The 18697-nt window shown below is 61.7% G+C and carries 22 protein-coding genes; 1 reads left to right on the forward strand and 21 read right to left on the reverse strand.

Annotation, left to right across the window (positions count from 1 at the left end):
* Positions 1-2: 2 nt before the first annotated feature.
* The 12 genes from QA637_RS12685 to QA637_RS12740 form a co-directional block, all read right to left on the reverse strand.
* Positions 3-674 carry an urease accessory protein UreF gene (locus tag QA637_RS12685; RefSeq protein WP_153440124.1) on the reverse strand — a complete coding sequence of 224 codons (672 nt, stop codon included), beginning with the start codon at positions 672-674 and terminating at the stop codon, positions 3-5.
* Entirely contained in the window at positions 667-1155 is a 489-nt protein-coding gene (gene ureE, locus QA637_RS12690; RefSeq protein WP_283061628.1) for an urease accessory protein UreE, read from the reverse strand. The genes QA637_RS12685 and ureE overlap by 8 nt, the downstream gene beginning before the upstream one ends.
* A 1-nt stretch (position 1156) precedes the next feature.
* Positions 1157-1453 (reverse strand): putative quinol monooxygenase, encoded by a 297-nt coding sequence (locus QA637_RS12695; protein WP_153440084.1) that lies wholly within the window; start codon positions 1451-1453, stop codon positions 1157-1159.
* A gap of 156 nt (positions 1454-1609) precedes the next feature.
* Complete coding sequence (locus QA637_RS12700) at positions 1610-2149, reverse strand: peroxiredoxin (protein ID WP_153440085.1); 540 nt, start codon at positions 2147-2149, stop codon at positions 1610-1612.
* A 197-nt stretch (positions 2150-2346) separates the two neighbouring features.
* Positions 2347-4059 (reverse strand): urease subunit alpha, encoded by a 1713-nt coding sequence (gene ureC / locus QA637_RS12705; protein ID WP_153440086.1) that lies wholly within the window; start codon positions 4057-4059, stop codon positions 2347-2349.
* A 3-nt stretch (positions 4060-4062) separates the two neighbouring features.
* Positions 4063-4692 carry a Urease operon accessory protein gene (locus QA637_RS12710; protein WP_153440125.1) on the reverse strand — a complete coding sequence of 210 codons (630 nt, stop codon included), beginning with the start codon at positions 4690-4692 and terminating at the stop codon, positions 4063-4065.
* 21 nt (positions 4693-4713) lie between these two features.
* On the reverse strand, positions 4714-5136 hold the full coding sequence (locus QA637_RS12715) for a lysozyme inhibitor LprI family protein (protein ID WP_153440087.1): 423 nt from the start codon (positions 5134-5136) through the stop codon (positions 4714-4716).
* Positions 5133-5438, reverse strand: a complete 306-nt coding sequence (locus tag QA637_RS12720; RefSeq protein ID WP_153440088.1) for an urease subunit beta — start codon at positions 5436-5438, stop codon at positions 5133-5135. Before QA637_RS12720 ends, QA637_RS12715 begins: the two co-directional genes overlap by 4 nt.
* Positions 5439-5452: 14 nt before the next feature.
* Positions 5453-5707, reverse strand: coding sequence for a DUF1272 domain-containing protein (locus QA637_RS12725; protein ID WP_153440089.1), 255 nt, complete (start codon positions 5705-5707; stop codon positions 5453-5455).
* A 40-nt stretch (positions 5708-5747) separates the two neighbouring features.
* On the reverse strand, positions 5748-6050 hold the full coding sequence (locus tag QA637_RS12730; RefSeq protein ID WP_153440090.1) for an urease subunit gamma: 303 nt from the start codon (positions 6048-6050) through the stop codon (positions 5748-5750).
* A 25-nt stretch (positions 6051-6075) separates the two neighbouring features.
* Positions 6076-6909, reverse strand: a complete 834-nt coding sequence (locus tag QA637_RS12735; protein ID WP_153440091.1) for an urease accessory protein UreD — start codon at positions 6907-6909, stop codon at positions 6076-6078.
* A gap of 222 nt (positions 6910-7131) precedes the next feature.
* Entirely contained in the window at positions 7132-8127 is a 996-nt protein-coding gene (locus QA637_RS12740; RefSeq protein ID WP_153440092.1) for an alpha/beta fold hydrolase, read from the reverse strand.
* 218 nt (positions 8128-8345) lie between these two features.
* On the opposite strand from QA637_RS12740, the gene QA637_RS12745 reads away from it, so the two are divergent.
* Entirely contained in the window at positions 8346-8798 is a 453-nt protein-coding gene (locus QA637_RS12745; protein ID WP_167528266.1) for a MarR family winged helix-turn-helix transcriptional regulator, read from the forward strand.
* 209 nt (positions 8799-9007) lie between these two features.
* Here the strand turns inward: QA637_RS12745 and QA637_RS12750 are convergent, their stop codons facing one another.
* The 9 genes from QA637_RS12750 to QA637_RS12790 form a co-directional block, all read right to left on the reverse strand.
* Positions 9008-10126 carry a branched-chain amino acid ABC transporter substrate-binding protein gene (locus QA637_RS12750; RefSeq protein ID WP_283061634.1) on the reverse strand — a complete coding sequence of 373 codons (1119 nt, stop codon included), beginning with the start codon at positions 10124-10126 and terminating at the stop codon, positions 9008-9010.
* A gap of 113 nt (positions 10127-10239) precedes the next feature.
* Positions 10240-10584 carry a DUF6867 family protein gene (locus QA637_RS12755; RefSeq protein ID WP_283061635.1) on the reverse strand — a complete coding sequence of 115 codons (345 nt, stop codon included), beginning with the start codon at positions 10582-10584 and terminating at the stop codon, positions 10240-10242.
* Between the two features lie 24 nt (positions 10585-10608).
* Positions 10609-11334: an ABC transporter ATP-binding protein gene (locus QA637_RS12760; RefSeq protein WP_153440095.1), complete on the reverse strand. Its 726-nt coding sequence runs from the start codon at positions 11332-11334 to the stop codon at positions 10609-10611.
* Entirely contained in the window at positions 11331-12218 is an 888-nt protein-coding gene (locus QA637_RS12765; RefSeq protein WP_153440096.1) for an ABC transporter ATP-binding protein, read from the reverse strand. Before QA637_RS12765 ends, QA637_RS12760 begins: the two co-directional genes overlap by 4 nt.
* Positions 12218-13603 carry a high-affinity branched-chain amino acid ABC transporter permease LivM gene (gene livM, locus QA637_RS12770; RefSeq protein WP_153440097.1) on the reverse strand — a complete coding sequence of 462 codons (1386 nt, stop codon included), beginning with the start codon at positions 13601-13603 and terminating at the stop codon, positions 12218-12220. The genes QA637_RS12765 and livM overlap by 1 nt, the downstream gene beginning before the upstream one ends.
* Before the next feature lie 4 nt (positions 13604-13607).
* Positions 13608-14510 carry a branched-chain amino acid ABC transporter permease gene (locus QA637_RS12775; RefSeq protein ID WP_153440098.1) on the reverse strand — a complete coding sequence of 301 codons (903 nt, stop codon included), beginning with the start codon at positions 14508-14510 and terminating at the stop codon, positions 13608-13610.
* A 353-nt stretch (positions 14511-14863) separates the two neighbouring features.
* A complete protein-coding gene (locus tag QA637_RS12780) occupies positions 14864-15418 on the reverse strand; it encodes a sarcosine oxidase subunit gamma (RefSeq protein WP_153440099.1) in 555 nt (184 codons plus the stop codon).
* Between the two features lie 10 nt (positions 15419-15428).
* Positions 15429-18386 (reverse strand): sarcosine oxidase subunit alpha family protein, encoded by a 2958-nt coding sequence (locus QA637_RS12785; RefSeq protein ID WP_283061636.1) that lies wholly within the window; start codon positions 18384-18386, stop codon positions 15429-15431.
* The gene (locus QA637_RS12790) at positions 18383-18661 is read right to left on the reverse strand and encodes a sarcosine oxidase subunit delta (protein ID WP_153440101.1); all 279 of its coding nucleotides are present in this window, start codon (positions 18659-18661) and stop codon (positions 18383-18385) included. Before QA637_RS12790 ends, QA637_RS12785 begins: the two co-directional genes overlap by 4 nt.
* Between the last annotated feature and the right edge of the window lie 36 nt (positions 18662-18697).

The following is an 18697-nucleotide window of genomic DNA, read 5'->3' on the forward strand; positions in this document are numbered from 1 at the left end:
ATCTAGGAGCGGAACAGCCGCGTATAGAGCGTCTCGTGTCTCAGCGACGAAATATCGGCCATGATCGTCGCCGAGCCAAGCTCGTCCAGCGATGCTTGCGCGGCGCGATCGGCGATAGCGGCAATCGTGTTTTCGAGACGGGCCAGCACACCGACGCCATCGCGCTGACCGATGACACCGCAGCGAATGGCAGCCGAAACAGCGTTCGAGGCCACAGCGCCGAGATAGGCAGCAAGGACGGGCCGCAATCCCGTGCGATGCGCACCCGCCACGGCGCCGACCGCCACCGGATATGCCACCACTTGTCCGAGCAGTTCGAATACGTCGCTTGGCCAGTTGCGCGCGGCGGCCAGAAACGCCTCGCCCTGCCGCACGGTTTCCATGTGCCTCTCCGACGAAGCCGCCATCGCTTCGGCCAGTTCGCTCGCCGCCTTCAATCGCCGCAGATCGTCATACCCCTCATAACTTTCGGCCAGGAGAAGGGCGTCGTTCCAGATGGCACCGCGCGTCAGCAGCGTTTCCAGCCAAAGCCACAGCTCTTCGGCATTGGTCACGAGGCCATCGGCAACAGCCTGCTCCAGCCCCCCGGAATAGGCGAAGGAACCGACCGGAAAGGCGGGTGACAGCCAGGTGACAAGGCGCAGGAGTGCCTGCATGTCGGCCTGGTCAGCCATGCTCGTGGTGGTGGTGACCGCCATGACCGTGGTTGCCGTGGCCGTGCCCGCCACCATAAGCGCCGCGTAACGGTTGGAAGGGCTCGGTCACTTCGTTGACGGTGGCGCCCAAGCCTTCGAGCATTACGCGGATGACGGGATCGCGGGCGATCAGGATCCGCGCCTCCGCGACCGCCACCGGAAGATGTCGGTTGCCGAGATGCCAGGCAAGCTCGATGAGATGCAGGCGGTCCCGCGCGCGAACCTCGTAAAGCGCCTCGTCGGCGGCCTTGATCCGAATGTACTCGCCTCCTTCCAGCACCAGGAGATCGCCATCGGCGAGCATCACCGGCTGCTTGAGGTCGAGCATAACCACATCGTCGTTTTCGAGATGGAGCAGCTTGCGCCGCAGATGGCGCTCGTCATGGGCGAGCGTCACACTGTGAAGCGGCACCTTGTCCGCGGGGCCTGGCGACAGAACTTCGGTCGAGCGATAAGGCACGTCAGATCACCTCTATCCTTTCCGGGTGTACGACCTCGATGCGAACGTCCGCCAGGAGATCCGCCATTGCCGCCTCAAAGGCCTTCAGGTGCGGCTCGGCGAAATGCGCATCCACGGCCGCCCGGTCTTTCCAGTTCTCGACGAAAACCAGCGTGTCCGGCTCCGCGGGCTTGCGGTAGAGATCGTAGCTGATGCAGCCCGTTTCCTCGCGGGTGGCCTCGATCAGCGGTGCCGCCAGGGCGACGACGTCATCGCCCCTACCCGCATGTGCCTTCAGATATGCGATAACGTAGACCATCGATCCTCGCCCTCTCCGGCACCAATGTAACAAGAAAAGGCCCCAGCGCCAGCAGGAATGCGGAAAGCAACTACTTGCACGCAGCCTGCCTGAGCCGGGGCCTTCAGTCGTCTTCAGCCCTTCACCTCTTGAGAGGGACAGGCCTTCGCAACCGGATCAGGCGGCGATCTTCTGCGACTTCAGCGCGGCGAGAATGTTCTGCGGCGCAGAAACGCCGTAGGGGTCGCTGTCGCAATTGTCGGAGTAGCCTTCCTCTTCGAACCACTGCTCGACGATGCCGTTGTTGATGACCGCGGCATAGCGCCAGGAGCGCATGCCGAAGCCGAGATTGTCCTTGGCAACCAGCATGCCCATCTTGCGGGTGAACTCGCCCGAACCATCCGGGATCAGCTTGACGTTTTCGAGGTTCTGCGACTTGCCCCAGGCGTTCATCACGAAGGCATCGTTGACCGAGACACAGTAGATCTCGTCGATGCCTTCGGCGCGGAACTCAGCGGCGAGCTTTTCGAAATCTGGAAGCTGATAGGTCGAGCAGGTCGGGGTGAAGGCACCCGGGAGCGAAAACAGCACGACGCGCTTGCCGGCGAAATAGTCGTCCGACGAAACATCCTGCCAGCGGAACGGATTGGAGCCGCCGACGGCTTCGTCGCGGACGCGAGTGCGGAAGGTTACAGCGGGAACTTTTCTGCCGAGCATAATCATCTCCTTCAGGGCAAGCTGCCGGCCGCGATCAGTCTTGGGAGGAAAGCGCGAGCCGGCCGGAAAGTGAGAACACTTTCCTATCGGAGATTGCGCTGCGGTGCAGCATCAAAGCGGCGATTTCGGGGGCTCCGCATGGCTGCCATGCGCTGACCGCATGGCTTTCTGTTTCGCTCTCTCCGAAGGCGGCCCGCCTAGAACAGGAAATACCGCTGCGCCATCGGCAGAACCGTCGCCGGCTCGCAGGTCAAGAGCTCGCCATCGGCGCGGACCTCGTAGGTCTCCGGGTCGACTTCGATATGCGGCGTGAGGCTGTTGTGGATCATCGACGCCTTGCCGATGCCGCCGCGGGTGTTCTGGACGGCGACGAGTTCCTTGGCGACACCAAGCCTGCCTGCAAGCCCCGCATCGAGCGACGCCTGTGAGACGAAGGTGACCGAGGAGTTGGTCCGGTTTCGGCCATAGGCTCCGAACATCGGCCGGTAGTGGACCGGCTGCGGCGTCGGGATCGAGGCATTGGGGTCGCCCATAGGCGCCGCGGCGATCGAGCCACCGAGCAGCACCATGTCGGGCTTCACGCCGAAGAACGCCGGGTTCCAGATGACAAGGTCGGCGCGCTTGCCGACTTCGAGCGAACCGATCTCATGACTGAGGCCATGGGCGATCGCCGGGTTGATCGTGTATTTGGCGACGTAGCGCTTGACCCGGAAGTTGTCGTTGTCGCCGGTCTCTTCCTTCATCCGTCCGCGCTGGCGCTTCATCTTGTCGGCCGTCTGCCAGGTGCGGATGGCCACTTCGCCGACGCGGCCCATGGCCTGGCTGTCGGACGAGATGATCGAAAAGGCGCCGATGTCGTGCAGGATGTCCTCAGCCGCGATCGTCTCCTTGCGGATACGGCTTTCGGCAAAGGCGATGTCCTCCGGGATGGACGGCGACAGGTGGTGACAGACCATCAGCATGTCGAGATGCTCTGCCAACGTGTTGAGCGTGTAGGGCCGCGTCGGATTGGTCGAGGACGGGATCACGTTCGGCTGACCGCAGATCTTGATGATATCCGGTGCATGGCCGCCGCCTGCCCCTTCCGTATGGAAGGCATGGATCGTCCGGCCCTTGATCGCGGCGATCGTATCCTCGACGAAGCCGCTCTCGTTCAGCGTGTCGGTGTGGATCATCACCTGCACGTCATATTCGTCGGCAACCGAGAGGCAGCAGTCGATCGCCGCCGGCGTCGTGCCCCAATCCTCGTGCAGCTTCAGCGAGGTGGCGCCGCCGAGCACCATTTCCACAAGCGCGCCGGGGAGCGACGCATTGCCCTTGCCGGCGAAGGCGAGGTTCATGGGGAATGCATCAGCCGCCTCGATCATCCGGGCGATGTGCCAGGGGCCCGGCGTGCAGGTCGTTGCGAGCGTGCCGTGCGCCGGGCCGGTGCCGCCGCCGAGCATGCAGGTGAGGCCACTCATCAGCGCTTCCTCGATCTGCTGCGGGCAGATGAAGTGAATATGGCTGTCCATGCCGCCGGCCGTGACGATCTTGCCTTCGCCGGCGATAACTTCCGTACCCGGGCCGACGATGATGGTGACACCCGGCTGCGTGTCCGGATTGCCGGCCTTGCCGATCGCCGCGATCCGCCCGTCCTTGAGGCCGATGTCCGCCTTTACGATTCCCCAATGGTCGACGATCAGCGCGTTGGTGATCACGGTGTCGACCGCGCCGCCCTCGCGCGTGACCTGGCTTTGCCCCATGCCGTCGCGGATAACCTTGCCGCCGCCGAACTTCACCTCTTCGCCATAGGCGGTGAAATCCTTCTCGACTTCGATGAAGAGTTCGGTATCCGCAAGGCGCACCTTGTCACCCACCGTCGGACCGAACATGTTGGCGTAGGCCGCGCGCGACATCTTGTAGGGCATGGATCAGGCTCCTTGGGAAAAGTCTGAAGGTTGGGGTTGACCAAGGCGGCGCAGGCGGCCTTCGGCGACGAGTGCGTCAACGTAGCGGCGCTCCGCCGCAAAGGGATGCCATTCCCAGCCGCTGTGGCCGAAGCCGGCAAGCACCACGTCGTCTCCGGGCTGGACGAATTCGGAGAGGACGTCGGCGATCACCACCAGGCCGCTCGACGGCACGACATAGGGCGCCGACGCAAACCGGGCGAGATCGCGATCGAGCCGCTCGTGCGTTTCCACCGGAATCATCCGATGGCGTCGGCCTGTCGCATGTGCGAAAGCTTCGAAGCCCGCCGTGTAATCGTCGCAGAAATCGTCGAGATCCGGGTGCGTCTTCGCGAGCTCCGCCCGCAATGCGGCAAACTTTGCGCCAGAACGGACGCTCCATATCTCGCGCGCCTGCCGCACGGCGTCGCTGGTCTTCCACCGGCCGCCGCCGAGCATCGAAAGCGCAGGGCGACCGGTGTTGCAGACCGCGACGATATCGGTCCTTGTGCCGCCCTTGCCGACGGAGCGGCAATCGTTGAAGCGGATGACGAGATCGGCAGCGTCAATAGCGGCCGCCGCGCCTTGCGGCACGTCGCCATTGCCAACGATCATAATGATACGGCCGCTCAACGGTCAGTTTCCGCTCGGTTCGAGGAGTTGCTTCAATTCGCCGGTTCGCTTGCGGGTCAGTTCGGCAAGACAGCCGGAAACCAGCATCGGCTCCATCGACCCGCCGCGCGCCTCGAAACCGGCCAGTTCGCACTGCCCGTCGCGGTATCCGATCCAGGCCCGCTGCGCCTTCTTCAATGCCTCTTCGGCCCCGACATAGGCGGCATCGATTTCGCCGAGTTCCTTATCCATCGCCTTCATGGCAGCGATCGCTTGCTTGTAGATTTTGTTCAGGTCCGCGTCGGCTCTGTCATAGTCCTGGCCGGCGCAGATATTCATGTCCATCTGCGTTACGGCATTCTGGCAATCGACCGTTGGCTGCTCCTGCGCTGCTGCCGAAACCGTTGACAGCAGAAGCAAGCCGGAAAGTGGCGCGAAGATCCTCATAGCTTTCCCATGATCGCCTGGCGGAAGCCGAACACCTCGCGCTTGCCCGAAAGCGGGATCAGCGTCACCTGCCTCGTCTGGCCTGGCTCGAAGCGCACGGCCGTGCCCGCCGGAATGTCGAGCCGCTTGCCGCGGGCCGCGTCACGATCGAAGATCAGGCCCGGATTCGTCTCGGCGAAGTGATAGTGGCTCCCCACCTGCACAGGACGGTCGCCGGAATTGGAAACCTCGATGGTGACCGTTTCGAAACCAACGTTCAGTTCGATCTCGCCTTCGGCTGCGATGATTTCGCCAGGAATCATGTCCCTCTCCTCATTCAGGCCGCCTGGCCGCGCGCGCAGCCTTGCGGCTTCAACACGCGCTCCGTCGACGCCGGATATTTCGCAAGCATGGCAGCCGGGCGGATCGGCCGTCGGACCAGCTCGCCGCTGCAATTCGGGCAGATGCCACCGAGCCTCTCCTCGGCACAGTTGGCACAGAAGGTGCATTCGAACGTGCAGATCATGGCCTCCCGGCTCTCGGGCGGCAGGTCGCGATCACAACATTCGCAGTTCGGGCGTAGACTCAGCATGATTGTCCCTCAACGTTGACGGCGGGTCCCGTATCCCGCTCTAGCGGATCGGTTCGTGGACCGTCACAAGCTTCGTGCCATCCGGAAAGGTCGCCTCGATCTGGATGTCATGGATCATTTCGGGGATCCCATCCATGACCTGGTCGCGGGTCAGCACATGCGCGCCGGCTTCCATCAGTTCGGCCACGGAGCGCCCGTCGCGCGCACCTTCGACGACGAAATCGGTAATGAGGGCGATCGCCTCCGGATGATTGAGCTTCACGCCCCGCTCCAGCCTCCGGCGAGCGACCATCGCCGCCATGGAAATCAACAGCTTGTCTTTTTCGCGCGGAGTAAGATTCATGCGTCGCCGTCCAGTGGATTGTGGATCAAAGAGTCCAGACTTTCGGCACAGACGCATCGTTACGCAAGTGCGAAATAAGCGGGACGAGAATTTTTCTGAGCGCGAAGCCGTCGGTCGCCGCTACGCGGGCAACCAGCTTGTCGCGACCGGCAACATGAACATGGCTGACACCGGCGGCCGCATAGCTGCCGAGCGCGCCTCGCAGCCGCGAAAGCATCACTTCGCAATCCCACCCGACATAGAGCAATGTCGCAAAAGCTGCCGCGCCGCCGAGCACCGCGGAACGCCCCGCAAGTGCGGCAATATCCTCGGCAAGCGCCAGGTTCTCCGCATGCAGCAGCCGGCCGTCACTTCTCACCCGCCAGCGGTCGCGAAAGAGACCAGCCTGCACCACCTCACCCATCGCCTTGCGGCCGAGAAGAACCGCCTCGACCGCCAGAAAGGTTGCGTCTCCGGCAAGCTCGACGTCCAGTGACCGCGCCAGGGATGCGCGATCGAAGAGGATGGTTTCCTGCGGAAGCCAATCGACCCGGCTTCCGCCAGCAACAAGGATCCGCGCCGAGATATCGGCCGTTCCCGCACTCGCCTTGTAGATCTTCTCGCAGGCCTGCGTCGTCAACGTAAGCGAGGTGCCCTCGCCCGCCTCGAACGCCCAAGCCATCCGGTCGCCGCCGGTGATTCCTCCCGACGAATTAATCAGCACCGCTTCGATCGACGCATCAAAGGTCTTTGGAAAACGGATCTTGGCGCAGCCTTCCTGATAGAGCTCGGCAATAGCCGTACGGCCGTTCCGGCATTTGGCAACGAGCCGCCCTTTTCCCCACGCCCGCTGCGGAGCGATGATTGCTGCATCATTCATGAAAGGCCGTTGGAAATTTTTGCAAGACGGCATGCACCGATGGTGGCATCGTCCGCGAGCCGAGCTCCAAAGTCAAGACATTGTTTCGCAAGGAGAATCCGCGCTTGACCACGCAAGGCGCTTACTCCCTGAGCCCCCTGTCGGCGGTTTGCAAGCGACGAAGAAGGTTGTCGACGAGAAAAAGGGCGCCACTCGGGCGCCCCCTTCTCTTTCGTTCAGGAATTACGACCTCGCGAACTCAAGCAGGTCCTGGTTGAGCTGGTCCTTGTGGGTTTCGGTGATGCCGTGCGGGGCGCCGGGATAGGCCTTCAGCACCGCATGCGGAATGAGTTTCTTCGAGGCCCGCCCCGCGGCATCGATCGGCACGATCTGGTCGTCGTCGCCATGGATGATCAGGGTCGGCACATCGAACTTCTTCAGGTCCTCGGTGAAATCGGTCTGCGAGAAGGCGACGATCGAGTCGTGAGTGTTCTTGTGGCCGCCCATCATGCCCTGCAGCCAAAAGCTGTCGATCATGCCTTGCGAAACCTTGGCGCCCGGCCGGTTGAAGCCGAAGAACGGCCCGGAGGCGATGTCCTTGTAGAGCTGCGAGCGGTCGGCGACGCTTGCCGCCTGGAGATTGTCGAACACCTCCTTCGGCAGTCCGCCGGGGTTCTTGTCGGTCTTGACCATCAACGGCGGCACCGCCGAGATCAGCCCGGCCTTGGCGACGCGCTTGGTGCCGTGGCGGCCGATATAGCGGGAGATCTCGCCGCCGCCGGTCGAGAAGCCGGCGAGGAAGATGCCGGAAAGATCCAGTTTTTCGATCAGTTCGGCGAGATCGTCGGCATAGTGGTCCATGTCGTTGCCGTCCCAGGGCTGACTGGAGCGGCCATGACCGCGGCGGTCATGGGTGATGACGCGGAAGCCGTTGTTGGCGAGATGGAAGGCTTGGGCCTCCCAGCTGTCGGACGACAGCGGCCAGCCGTGGCTGAGCACGACGACCGGACCGTCCTTCGGACCCCAGTCCTTGTAATAGATTTCGACGCCGTCGCGGGTGACGATCCTGCTGCCCATGGTCCTTGCTCCTTCGCTGGTTGTGGTGGTGGTTGCATTCGCGGCGCCTCCCGCCGAAGCCGGGCGGACAGCAGATACTGCCGCAGCGGCACCCAGAGTGCCAGCCAGCACGCCTCTCCGAGAGAGGCCGTTCGTGGTTACGCTTGCCGGTGTGCTTGTCATGGAATTACTCCTTGTTCCATCGTGCAGCCTGCTTTAGATCTCACGACTAAATCGTGCACGATTTAAATCTTCACAAACGTTTCGCCACGATTCGGCGTTACATTGTCATCAATTAAATCGTGCACGATGTTTAGCGGGATGAATTCAACGTGTCAGTACCTTGCGATTAGATCGCGAACGATATATTTTATCCTATTGATCAAATCTGAGTTGGAACAATGACCAAGGCAGACAGCCCCTCTCACGAAGACCTGATGAAACTCGACAATTTTCTGTGCTTCGCGATCTATTCGACAAACCACGCCTTCACGCGCGTCTACAAGCCGCTGCTCGATGAGTTAGACCTCACCTATCCGCAATATCTCGTGATGATCGTCCTGTGGGAAAAGGACGATCAGACCGTCGGCAGTTTGGGCGAAAGGCTTTTTCTGGAATCGAGCACGCTCACACCCATGCTGAAGCGGCTCGAAGGCATGGGCTACATATCGCGGGTACGAGACCAGGCCGACGAACGACAAGTGCGCGTGAAATTGACCGACAGCGGCCGCGCCTTGCGGGAAAAGGCCGAGAAGGTACCGCATGGCATTGTCAGCGCGACGGGGATGAAACCGGGGGAACTTGCCCGGCTCAAGCAGGAGATCACGACGCTGCGTACGTCGCTGCTGAGATAAGCGCCGCCAGGGGCGAAAGCATGCGCATCGCTGCTGCATGTGTCCTTGATCGTAGCCGATTTGAGGATACATGCGGCAATTCAGTGCCACAGCGTCCTTGCACGCCTGATCAGACGGGCTGCGCGGTCGGTACACGTGGACTGCTATCACAGAACAAAAGACCCGGCGCCTTCACGCCGGGTCTTTCCAAAAGCGGAATGAAATGACGACTATTCGTTCTGGAAGTAGCTGTACTTGCCGTCGTCACCCTTCTTCCAGGTGTACATGACGTAGTCCGGGCGGGTGATGTCACCCTTTTCGTCGTAGCCGAGTTCGCCGATTGCGGTCTTGAACGGACCCTTGGCCTTGATGGCTTCCGCAACGGCCTGCGGATCGTTGCCGCCGGCAGCCTTCGCGCCTTCAGCGATGACCTGAAGAGCCGCATAGGCATAGAGCGTGTAGGCTTCCGGTTCGAAGCCGGCGTTACGGAACTTCTCGACGAGCTCCTTGGCATTCGGATTCTTGCGCGGATCCGGCGAGAAGGTCATCAGCGTGCCGTCAACGGCGTCACCAGCGATCGAGGCCAGTTCGTTCGAGACGATGCCGACACCCGACATCATCGTTGCCTTCAGGCCCTGGTCCTTCATCTGGCGCATGATCAGGCCAGCTTCCGTGTGCAGACCGCCGTAATAGACGATGGAAACACCGGCTTGCTTCATCTTCGCGATCAGAGCGGAGAAGTCCTTGTCGCCCGTGTTGATACCTTCGTAGAGCGCTTCGGTGAGGCCGGCCTCGTTCATTGCCTTCTTGGTTTCATCGGCAAGGCCCTGACCATAGGGGGTCTTGTCGTGAACAACGGCGATCTTCGCGTCCTTGAAGTTGGCGGCGAGGTAGGCACCGGCAACCGCACCCTGCTGGTCGTCGCGACCGCAAGTGCGGAACGTGTTCCACAGGCCGCGCTCAGTGAACTGCGGGTTGGTGGAGGCCGGCGTGACCTGCAGGATGCCGTTTTCGGCGTAGATTTCCGAAGCCGGGATGGACACGCCAGAGTTGAAGTGGCCGACGACGAACTTCACGCCGTCTGCAACGAACTTGTTGGCGACCGAAACGCCCTGCTTGGCATCCGACACGTCGTCGCCGAGCACGACCTTGATCTGTTCACCATTGATGCCGCCTGCAGCGTTGAGATCGGCAGCCGCCTGTTCCGCACCTTTCTGGAGCTGCGCACCGAACGCAGCATTCGGGCCGGTCAACGGGCCGGCAATGCCGACCACAACATCAGCCCACGCAGAGCCGCTAAAGGCGACCATTGCCGTCAGCGCAACGGCCGACAGAAGAGACTTTTTCATCTTGTTACTCCCAATATTCGAGCGGGTCTCGTTTCCAAGCCTGCGCAATGCCCACCTTAATTGCGCCGGTGTTCTTTCGCACCGGCCGCAATCGACCGGCACGCGCTGTTCCCTTATTTGGCTTTCCAGGAGAAGGGCGAGGCCTTCTCGTAGAGCCAGTAGTAGTTATTGGTCATTTGCCTGGTCCGGTAGTATCGGAAACCGGCAGTAGCAAACAACAAAAGCACGATCGTGTCCACGATATAGTACTGCAGGCTGAACATCGTTCCGCCGAAAAGAGCGTGATGAATGAAGCGGATAGCCCAACCGAGCAGCGCCACGTAGAGCAGCAGCCGCGGAAAGTTATGCCAGGTATCGGCGACGCTCTTGCCCGTCCGCCAGGCGGTCCAGCCACCCAGCACACAGGTGATGAAGATGAACTGCCAGATCGACGTTTCTTCGTAAAGAATTCCCTGCATGTCACATACTCCAGGCGCGGCGCATCAATGGCGGCCACCTTCGAGGTAAGCCGAACGGACTTCCGGATTGGCGAGAAGATCCTTGCCTGTCCCGCTCATGGTCACCCTGCCGTTGACCAAGACATAAGCGCGGTCCGACAGCTTGAGCGCGCCGAACGCGTTCTGTTCGACGAGGAACACCGTCAGGCCCTCTTGCTTGTTGAGTTTCTTGATCGCCTCGAAGATGCCCTTCACGATCAGCGGCGCAAGGCCAAGCGAAGGCTCGTCGAGCAGGAGCAGCTTCGGCCGGGCCATCAGCGCGCGCCCGATCGACAGCATCTGCTGTTCGCCGCCCGAAAGCGTGCCGCCGCGCTGCGCCCGCCGCTCCTTGAGCCGCGGGAAGAGCGTGAAGATCTTTTCGACGTCCTCGTTGAAATACTTCAGGTTGTCGAGGCTCGCTCCCATCTGCAGGTTCTCGAATACCGTCATGCGCGGGAAGATGCGGCGCCCTTCCGGCGATTGCGCGATCCTGAGACGGGCGATCTCGTGCGTCGGCAGCCGCGTGATGTCCTGACCGTCGAAGTGGACGGAGCCGGTGCGCGCCTGCGGGCTGCCGCAGATCGTCATCATCAGCGTCGACTTCCCGGCGCCGTTGGCGCCGATAAGGCTGACGATCTCGCCGCGATGAACCTCCACGTCGACGCCGTTCAGGGCCCGGATGTTGCCGTAATAGGTCTCGACGGCTCTTACATGCAGCAGCGGCGCACTCATTGCTTGGTGCCTCCCTGCTCGCCCTCGATTTCCTCGATTTGTTCGATCACCTCTTCAACCTCTTCGTCCTCGACACCCAGATAGGCCGCAATGACCTTCGGATCGTTCTTCACGAATTCCGGGTTGCCGTCGGAAATCTTCTGGCCGTATTCCAGCACCACCACGTGATCGGAGATCCCCATTACCACGGACATGTCGTGCTCGATCAACAGGATGGATGTCCCGGTATCCCGACGGATACCCTGCAACAGGTCGTTGAGCGCATGCGATTCACGTGGGTTGAGGCCTGCCGCTGGCTCGTCGAGGCAGAGAAGCTCCGGTTCCGTGCACATGGCGCGGGCAATCTCGAGCCGCCGCTGCGCACCATAGGGCAGGTCGCCGGCCGGATCATCGGCGCGGTCGATCAGTGACGCCTTTTCGAGCCAATGCCTGGCGAGTTCGATGGCCTGTTTGGACGCCTGACGGTAGGCCGGGAAGCCAAACAGACCGAGGAAGGTGTAGCCGGACGCCAGCATCAGCTTGTTGTGCTGGGCAACAAGCAGGTTTTCCAGCACCGTCATGCCCGAGAACATCCGTATGTTCTGGAAGGTGCGCGCCACCCTGGCCTGCTTGGTGATCTCGAAATCGGGCAGGCGCTCCAGCAGATACTCCTTGCCGGACCGCTGGCGCATGGTGATCATGCCCATCGTAGGCTTGTAGAAGCCGGTGATGCAGTTGAACACTGTCGTCTTGCCCGCTCCGTTCGGGCCGATCAGTGCGGTGATGTCACCGCGAGAGGCTTCGAAAGAGAAATCGTTGATAGCCATGAGACCGCCGAAGCGCATCGACAGGTGCTCAACCTTTAGAATGGGGTCTTTTGTCATTGTCGTTGTCTCTATGGCCATCAGCCGTGCCCTTCCTTGGTGAAGCTGCCGGAGACAGCCTTGCGTTCGCGGAGGAACGCAGTCGGTTCGCGGGATCCGACGAAGCCGCGCGGCTTCAGCACCATGACGACGACCATGGCCAGGCCAAATATCAGCATGCGGTAAAGTTCGGGCGTGAAGTTCGGTCCGAAGATCACCTTGAGGAAGGCGAGCTCGCGCAGGATCTCCGTACCGCCGACCATCACAATGGCCGCTATAGCGATACCGGTCAGCGAGCCCATGCCGCCGAGCACGACGATCGCAAGGATGACGGCCGACTCAAGGAATACGAAGGATTCCGGCGAGACGAAACCCTGGCGCACCGCGAAGAACGACCCTGCAAAGCCGCCGAACATCGCGCCCGTGGCGAATGCCGTCAGCTTGGTCGTCGTCGTGTTGATGCCGAGCGACCGGCAGGCGATCTCGTCCTCGCGCAGCGCTTCCCAAGCCCGGCCGACCGGCATGCGGCGCAGCCGGATGGTGACAAAGGCCGTAATCATGCAAAGGCCGAGGATCAGATAGAAGAGGAAGATCTTGTAGTAGGCCGACGAGATCGGCAGCCCCATTATCGCCGCGAAGCCGGTCTTGGAGGCATCGAACTTGATGCCGAACAGCGTCGCCTTGGCGATGCCGGACACACCGAACGTGCCCTTGGTCACTTCGGTCCAGTTGATCAGCACGAGGCGGATGATCTCACCGAAAGCGAGCGTCACGATCGCCAGGTAGTCGCCGCGCAGGCGCAGTACCGGGAAGCCCAGAATCATACCCCAGCAGGCGGACAGAAGACCGGCGACCGGCAAGAGCACCCAGAAGGACAGGCCGAAATAGCTTGAAAGCAGCGCATAGGAATAGGCCCCGACCGCATAGAACGCGACGTAGCCGAGGTCGAGCAGACCGGCGAGGCCGACGACGATGTTAAGGCCCCAGGCGAGCATCACGTAGATCAGGATCTGGATGCCGAAGTTGTCCACCCACTTCAACGATCCCTGGACACCGGTGAGGGCCAGAATGACCGGCGGATAGAGAATGAGCGCAACGATCGCGATCTTGGAGAAATTGCGGCTGAAAAAGCCCTCCTCCTTCACGACCTCCGGTGCAGCCACCTTCGCCGCTTTTCTCTGCGCAAGCCAGGGCTGGGCGTAGGCGACCATCAGGAAGCGACCGACCATGGCAATGATCACGAAAGTCGCCAGCAGACCCCAGCGCTGGGTGAGGATCAGCTCGTTGCGGATGTTCTGGTCGGTCTTGAGGCCGACGAACAGAACGAACAGGCCGAGGGTGACGAGGCCCGCGAAGACAGCCTCCCGCAGGGCCCGCGCCGTCACCTCAGTGCCAGCGCTTGCAGTGGTAGATGCAATATTTGCCATGGAATTATACCTTCTCGACTTCCGGTCGTCCGAGAATACCTGACGGCTTGAAGATCAGAACGATCGCGAGAATGGAGAACGTCGCGACATCCTTGTAGTCGATGGTGAAATAGGCCGACCACAATGACTCGATGAGGCCGATCATCAGCCCGCCGAGAACCGCGCCCGGCAGTGAGCCAATGCCTCCGAGAACGGCAGCGGTAAACGCCTTGACGCCCGGAGCGAAGCCGTCAGTGAAAACGACGACACCGTAATACATGAGGAACATCGTCCCGGCGACAGCTGCGAGCGCCGCGCCCATGACGAAGGTCACCGAGATCGTGCGATCGACATCGACACCGAGCAGCGCCGCCATCTTGCGGTCCTGTTCGGTGGCGCGCTGCGCACGACCAAGCGGCGTCTTGTTGACGATGTACCAGAAAACCGAAAGCAGAATGGCCGTGATGATAACGATGATGATCTGCTTCAGCGAAATGGCGATGCCGAAGATATCATAGACCGACGAGACAAGCGGCGGGATCGGCTTGTTGCGCGGGCCCTGGGTCACCTGAATGAAGTTCGACAGTACGATCGACATGCCGATGGCCGTGATCAGCGGCGCCAGACGGAAGGACCCGCGCAGCGGACGGTAAGCCACCCGCTCAATGGTCCAGTTCCAAATCGCTGCCGTAAGCATACCGACGATCATCATTAGCAACAGCGCCAGTACAACCGGCACACCCGCCATGAATGTTGTGAGAATCAGAAAGACAATCAACGCGGCAAAGCCGCCCAGCATGAAGATATCGCCGTGGGCGAAGTTGATCATGCCGATGATGCCGTAAACCATGGTATAACCGATCGCGATCATACCATAAATAGACCCAAGCGTCAGCCCGTTGACGAGCTGCTGGACGAAATACTCCATCAATCTTCCCCTGGACCAGATCCTAGCGGTCCGATCTCTTGTTATTAGAGCTCATTGGTGAGCGTGCTCTTTGCCCCAATTCCATACCTCTTTCAAACGAAAATGAAAGCTAAAAAGTGGTTCTCCTCCGGATTCTTCGGCGATAAAATCGATTTGGCGTTTTCGAAGCCAGAAAAATCAAAATTTTAGCAGCGATCGCACGCGAAATGAGCACGATTGACCGCAAAGTCGCGGAAAATCGGCATCAATAGCCTCACGCGTTCCATAGGACGCACAAAGGACGCTGTAGCAATTTGAATTGCGGCCGATGTTGCGATTGGACAATTCGGAGACTGCCGCAACCGCTTGCCTCGTCACCCGGCGAATGCCGCCGTCAGGTCGTGTTCGCGCCCCATTGTCATGAGGTCATCGAAAAGGGACTCCGCATAAGAGCGCGGAGCGATCAGCTCGAATGCGTCTTGCCCGGTGCGCGCAAGATTGACGGCAATGTGGCCGCAAAGCGCATTCGCGCTGGTCCCGGTCTCAAAGGCGGCGGGATGCAGGTCGAGGCCGATGCCCTTTGCAAGGATCCGGCGCACCGATGGTCCGGAAAGCCGCAACAAGACGCGCGCGTCGCTTTGATCGACGATATGGGCCCGGCCGCTGCACAGGGCATCGAGACGACGTTGCAGCGCCTCCGGCGTATCGTTTTCAGAGACGACCAGCCATTCGCCCGGCGCGCTGAAGCGCACCGCGAATTCAGTTGCCGACGACAACAGCTTTTCGACCGCGTCCTCCTCGCCGGCAATGGCAAGCACCAACGCCACCGCCTGCCTGTGGCCGATCGCGAGATGATTGGCGCCGGGCGACTGGGGCGTGCCGCGCAGCTTCTCATCGAGCGCATTGCGGTTGTAGTAATCGCGGATCATCGGCGCGTCCTCAGGCTTTCATTCTGGCGTTCTCGGGATCGACGAAGACCGGGTCGCAGACTTCGGCGACAACTTCCTGATCGCGCAGCTTGTCCCACACGACAATCCGTTCGCCGTAGCGTTCACGGCCGGATTTGAGGAAGGCAAGCGCGATGTGATGACCGAGTGCCGGCGAGAAGCAGGCGGAGCTGACCCAGCCCTGGTCGCTGAGGGTCGACGGCTTCATGCCCTCGCGCAGCAGATGCGCGCCCGCACGAATGTCCTTTTCCCTGTCCACTGGCTTCAGTCCCACAAGCTGCATGCGGTCTGCGGCCGTCAGTCCATATCTCGACGAGAGATGCTTGCCGATGAAGTCCGTCTTGTGGGAGGAAACCATGCGGCCCAGCCCGGCGTCATCAGGCGTCACCCGACCATCGAATTCGGCATGTGTCGGCAGGCCTTTTTCCACCCGCAGCACATTGAGGGCTTCCACCCCATAGGCGCAGATATCGAAGGCGCGGCCCACGTCCATCAGCTGATCGGCAACTGCCACGCCAAATCCCGCCGGAACGGCGAGTTCGAAGGCCAACTCGCCGGAGAAGGAGATGCGGAAAAGCCGCGCTTTCAGGCCGCCCTTGAGCGTGACTGCTCCGGCTGCGAGGAACGGGAATGCCGCGTCGGAGATGTCATCCTCGACAAGCTGCTGCAACACGCTGCGCGCCTTCGGGCCGGCAATCGCTATCTGCGCCCATTGGTCGGATACGGAGCAGAAACGAACTTTCAGTTCGGGCCAGAGCACCTGCGAGCAATACTCCATGTGTGATATCACGCCGCCCGCCATCGCGGTCGTCGTCGTGACCAGGAAGTGCTCTTCCGCGAGCCGGCTGACGGTGCCGTCGTCATAGACGAAACCGTCCTCGCGAAGCATCAGGCCATAACGAGCCTTGCCGACCGGAAGCTTCAACAGCGCGTTGCAATAGAGCCGATTGAGAAATTCAGCCGCGTCCGGGCCAAAAAGCTCGATCTTGCCGAGTGTCGAGACGTCGCAAATGCCGACGTTGGCCCGTACGTTCAGCACCTCGCGATCGACGCTCTCGCGCCAGGCCTTTTCGCCAGCGCGGGGATACCAGGCGGACCGATACCAATGACCCGACTCGACGAAGGTCGCGCCGCTTTTCCGTGCCCATTCATGCAGCGGTGATTTGCGCGTGGGTGCCGCGTGTTTGTCACGCGCGGTGCCGGCAAGCGCGCCGAAGGAAACGGGCGTGTAGAACGGGCGGAATGTCGTCGTCCCCACGTCCGCGGGGCTCACTCCTCGCATGCCTGCAAGAATGCCAACGGCGTTGATATTCGAGAGCTTGCCCTGGTCGGTAGCCATGCCGCTGGTCGTATAGCGCTTGGCGTGTTCGACGTGGCCGAAGCCTTCGCGCAGAGCAAGCCCCAGATCCTTCGCGTGCACGTCGTTCTGGAAATCGACAAAGGCCTTGGACTTTGCTCCGGGTACATACCAAAGCGCGGTGACGTGCGGATCAGCTTCCTCGCCCGTTTCCGGCAGAATGTCCTGAGCGGGCCTGAATCCCAGTTCGGCGGCGATCGCCGACGCCTTGGCAACGCCATCGCCGAGGCAACCGGCAAGCGTGTAGACCCCATTTGCCGCGCCGGCGACCCGCAGTCCGCTGCCAACGTCCGGCGCAATGAAGGCGCTCAGTTGATCGGACCAGACCGGTTTCGCCCCGCGTTGGCAGGCGAGGTGAATGACGGGGCTCCAGCCGCCGGACATGCCGATCGCGTCACAGGGTACGAGTTCCTCGAAGCCCGACCGCTCGACGACGATCCCCGAAACCCGCCGGCGTCCCTTGGTATCGACAACAGAGGCCGAACGAATCACGCGCGTGCCCTCAGGCGCGGCGTCTTCTGCCGCTGCACGACTGTCGACGATCACCGCGATGGCGATGCCCTTGGCGTGGAGGTCGCGGGCTGCCTGATATCCGGCGCTGCCACTGGTAAAGATCGCAACCGATCTGCCGGCCGCCACGCCGTAGCGGTTCGTATAGATCCTGAGCGCCCCGGCCATCATCACGCCCGGCCGGTCATTGCCGCCGAAGACCAGCGGACGCTCCTCGGCACCGGTCGCGAGAAGCGCCCGCCTCGCGACGATGCGCCAGACCCGCTCCGTCGGCAGCTTGGCGACAGGCTCCGCCACGTGCTTCTGAACCCGTTCGACGGCGCCGAATACATTGTCGTCGTACCACCCAAAGACCGTCGTTCGCGGCAACAGGGCCACGTTCGGCAGCGCCTGCAATTCGGCGGCGACACGATCGGCAAGGACATGCGCGGGCGCACCATCGATCGCCTGCGTTTCCGAAAGGAGCGACCCGCCGAGGCGGAAATCCTCGTCGGCCAGAATGACGCGAAGGCCGGCGCGTGCCGCGGTAAGCGCCGCCATCAGGCCGGTCGGGCCGCCACCAACGACGAGCAGGTCGCAGTGTGCCCAGGATTTCTCATAACTTTCCGGATCGCGCTCGAGTACCGCACGCCCGAGACCGGCAGCACGACGGATCAGCGGCTCGTAAAACTTTTCCCAAAGCTGCGCTGGCCACATGAAGGTCTTGTAGTAGAAGCCCGCGCCAATGAATGGCGAGAGAAGATTGCTCACCGCGCCGATATCGAAGCCGAGCGACGGCCAGCGGTTCTGGCTGCGTGCCGTCAATCCGGCGTAGAGCTCCGCAACGGTCGCTTTCGTGTTCGGATCGCTGCGCGCGCCGGAACCGATCGTGACAAGCGCATTCGGTTCTGACGGGCCGGCGCTAACGATCCCGCGCGGGCGGTGATATTTGAAGCTGCGGCCGACCAGCAGCTGGTCATTGGCAAGGAGCGCCGAGGCAAGCGTATCCCCGGCAAAGCCGCGCAAGGGGCGGCCGTCGAAACTGAAACTCAGCGAACGGCTGCGATCGACCAGTCCTCCCGTCGTCAGGCGATAGGCGGTCATCGGCCGTTCTCCCTGGCGAAGACAGCACCATCGGTCACGGAGTGGACCTCATGGGTAAACGTGTCGCGGTCGACCACGAGGAAGCGGCGGCAGCCCGCCACGTGCTGCCAGTGCTCAAGCGTACGCCCCCGCGGATTGGCGCGCACATAGACATAATCGTGCCAGGCTTCGTCCGATGCGGTCGGCACCGGGCGAACGAGCGATGCGTCGCCGCGGATCGCAAACTCTTCCTTCGGGCGGACCCCGCAATGGGGACAGGTGATCAGGCTTGCCATCGTCTTGTCCTTGGACCCGCGCGGATCCAGTTGGTT

This window comes from Sinorhizobium terangae (assembly GCF_029714365.1).
GTDB lineage: Bacteria > Pseudomonadota > Alphaproteobacteria > Rhizobiales > Rhizobiaceae > Sinorhizobium > Sinorhizobium terangae.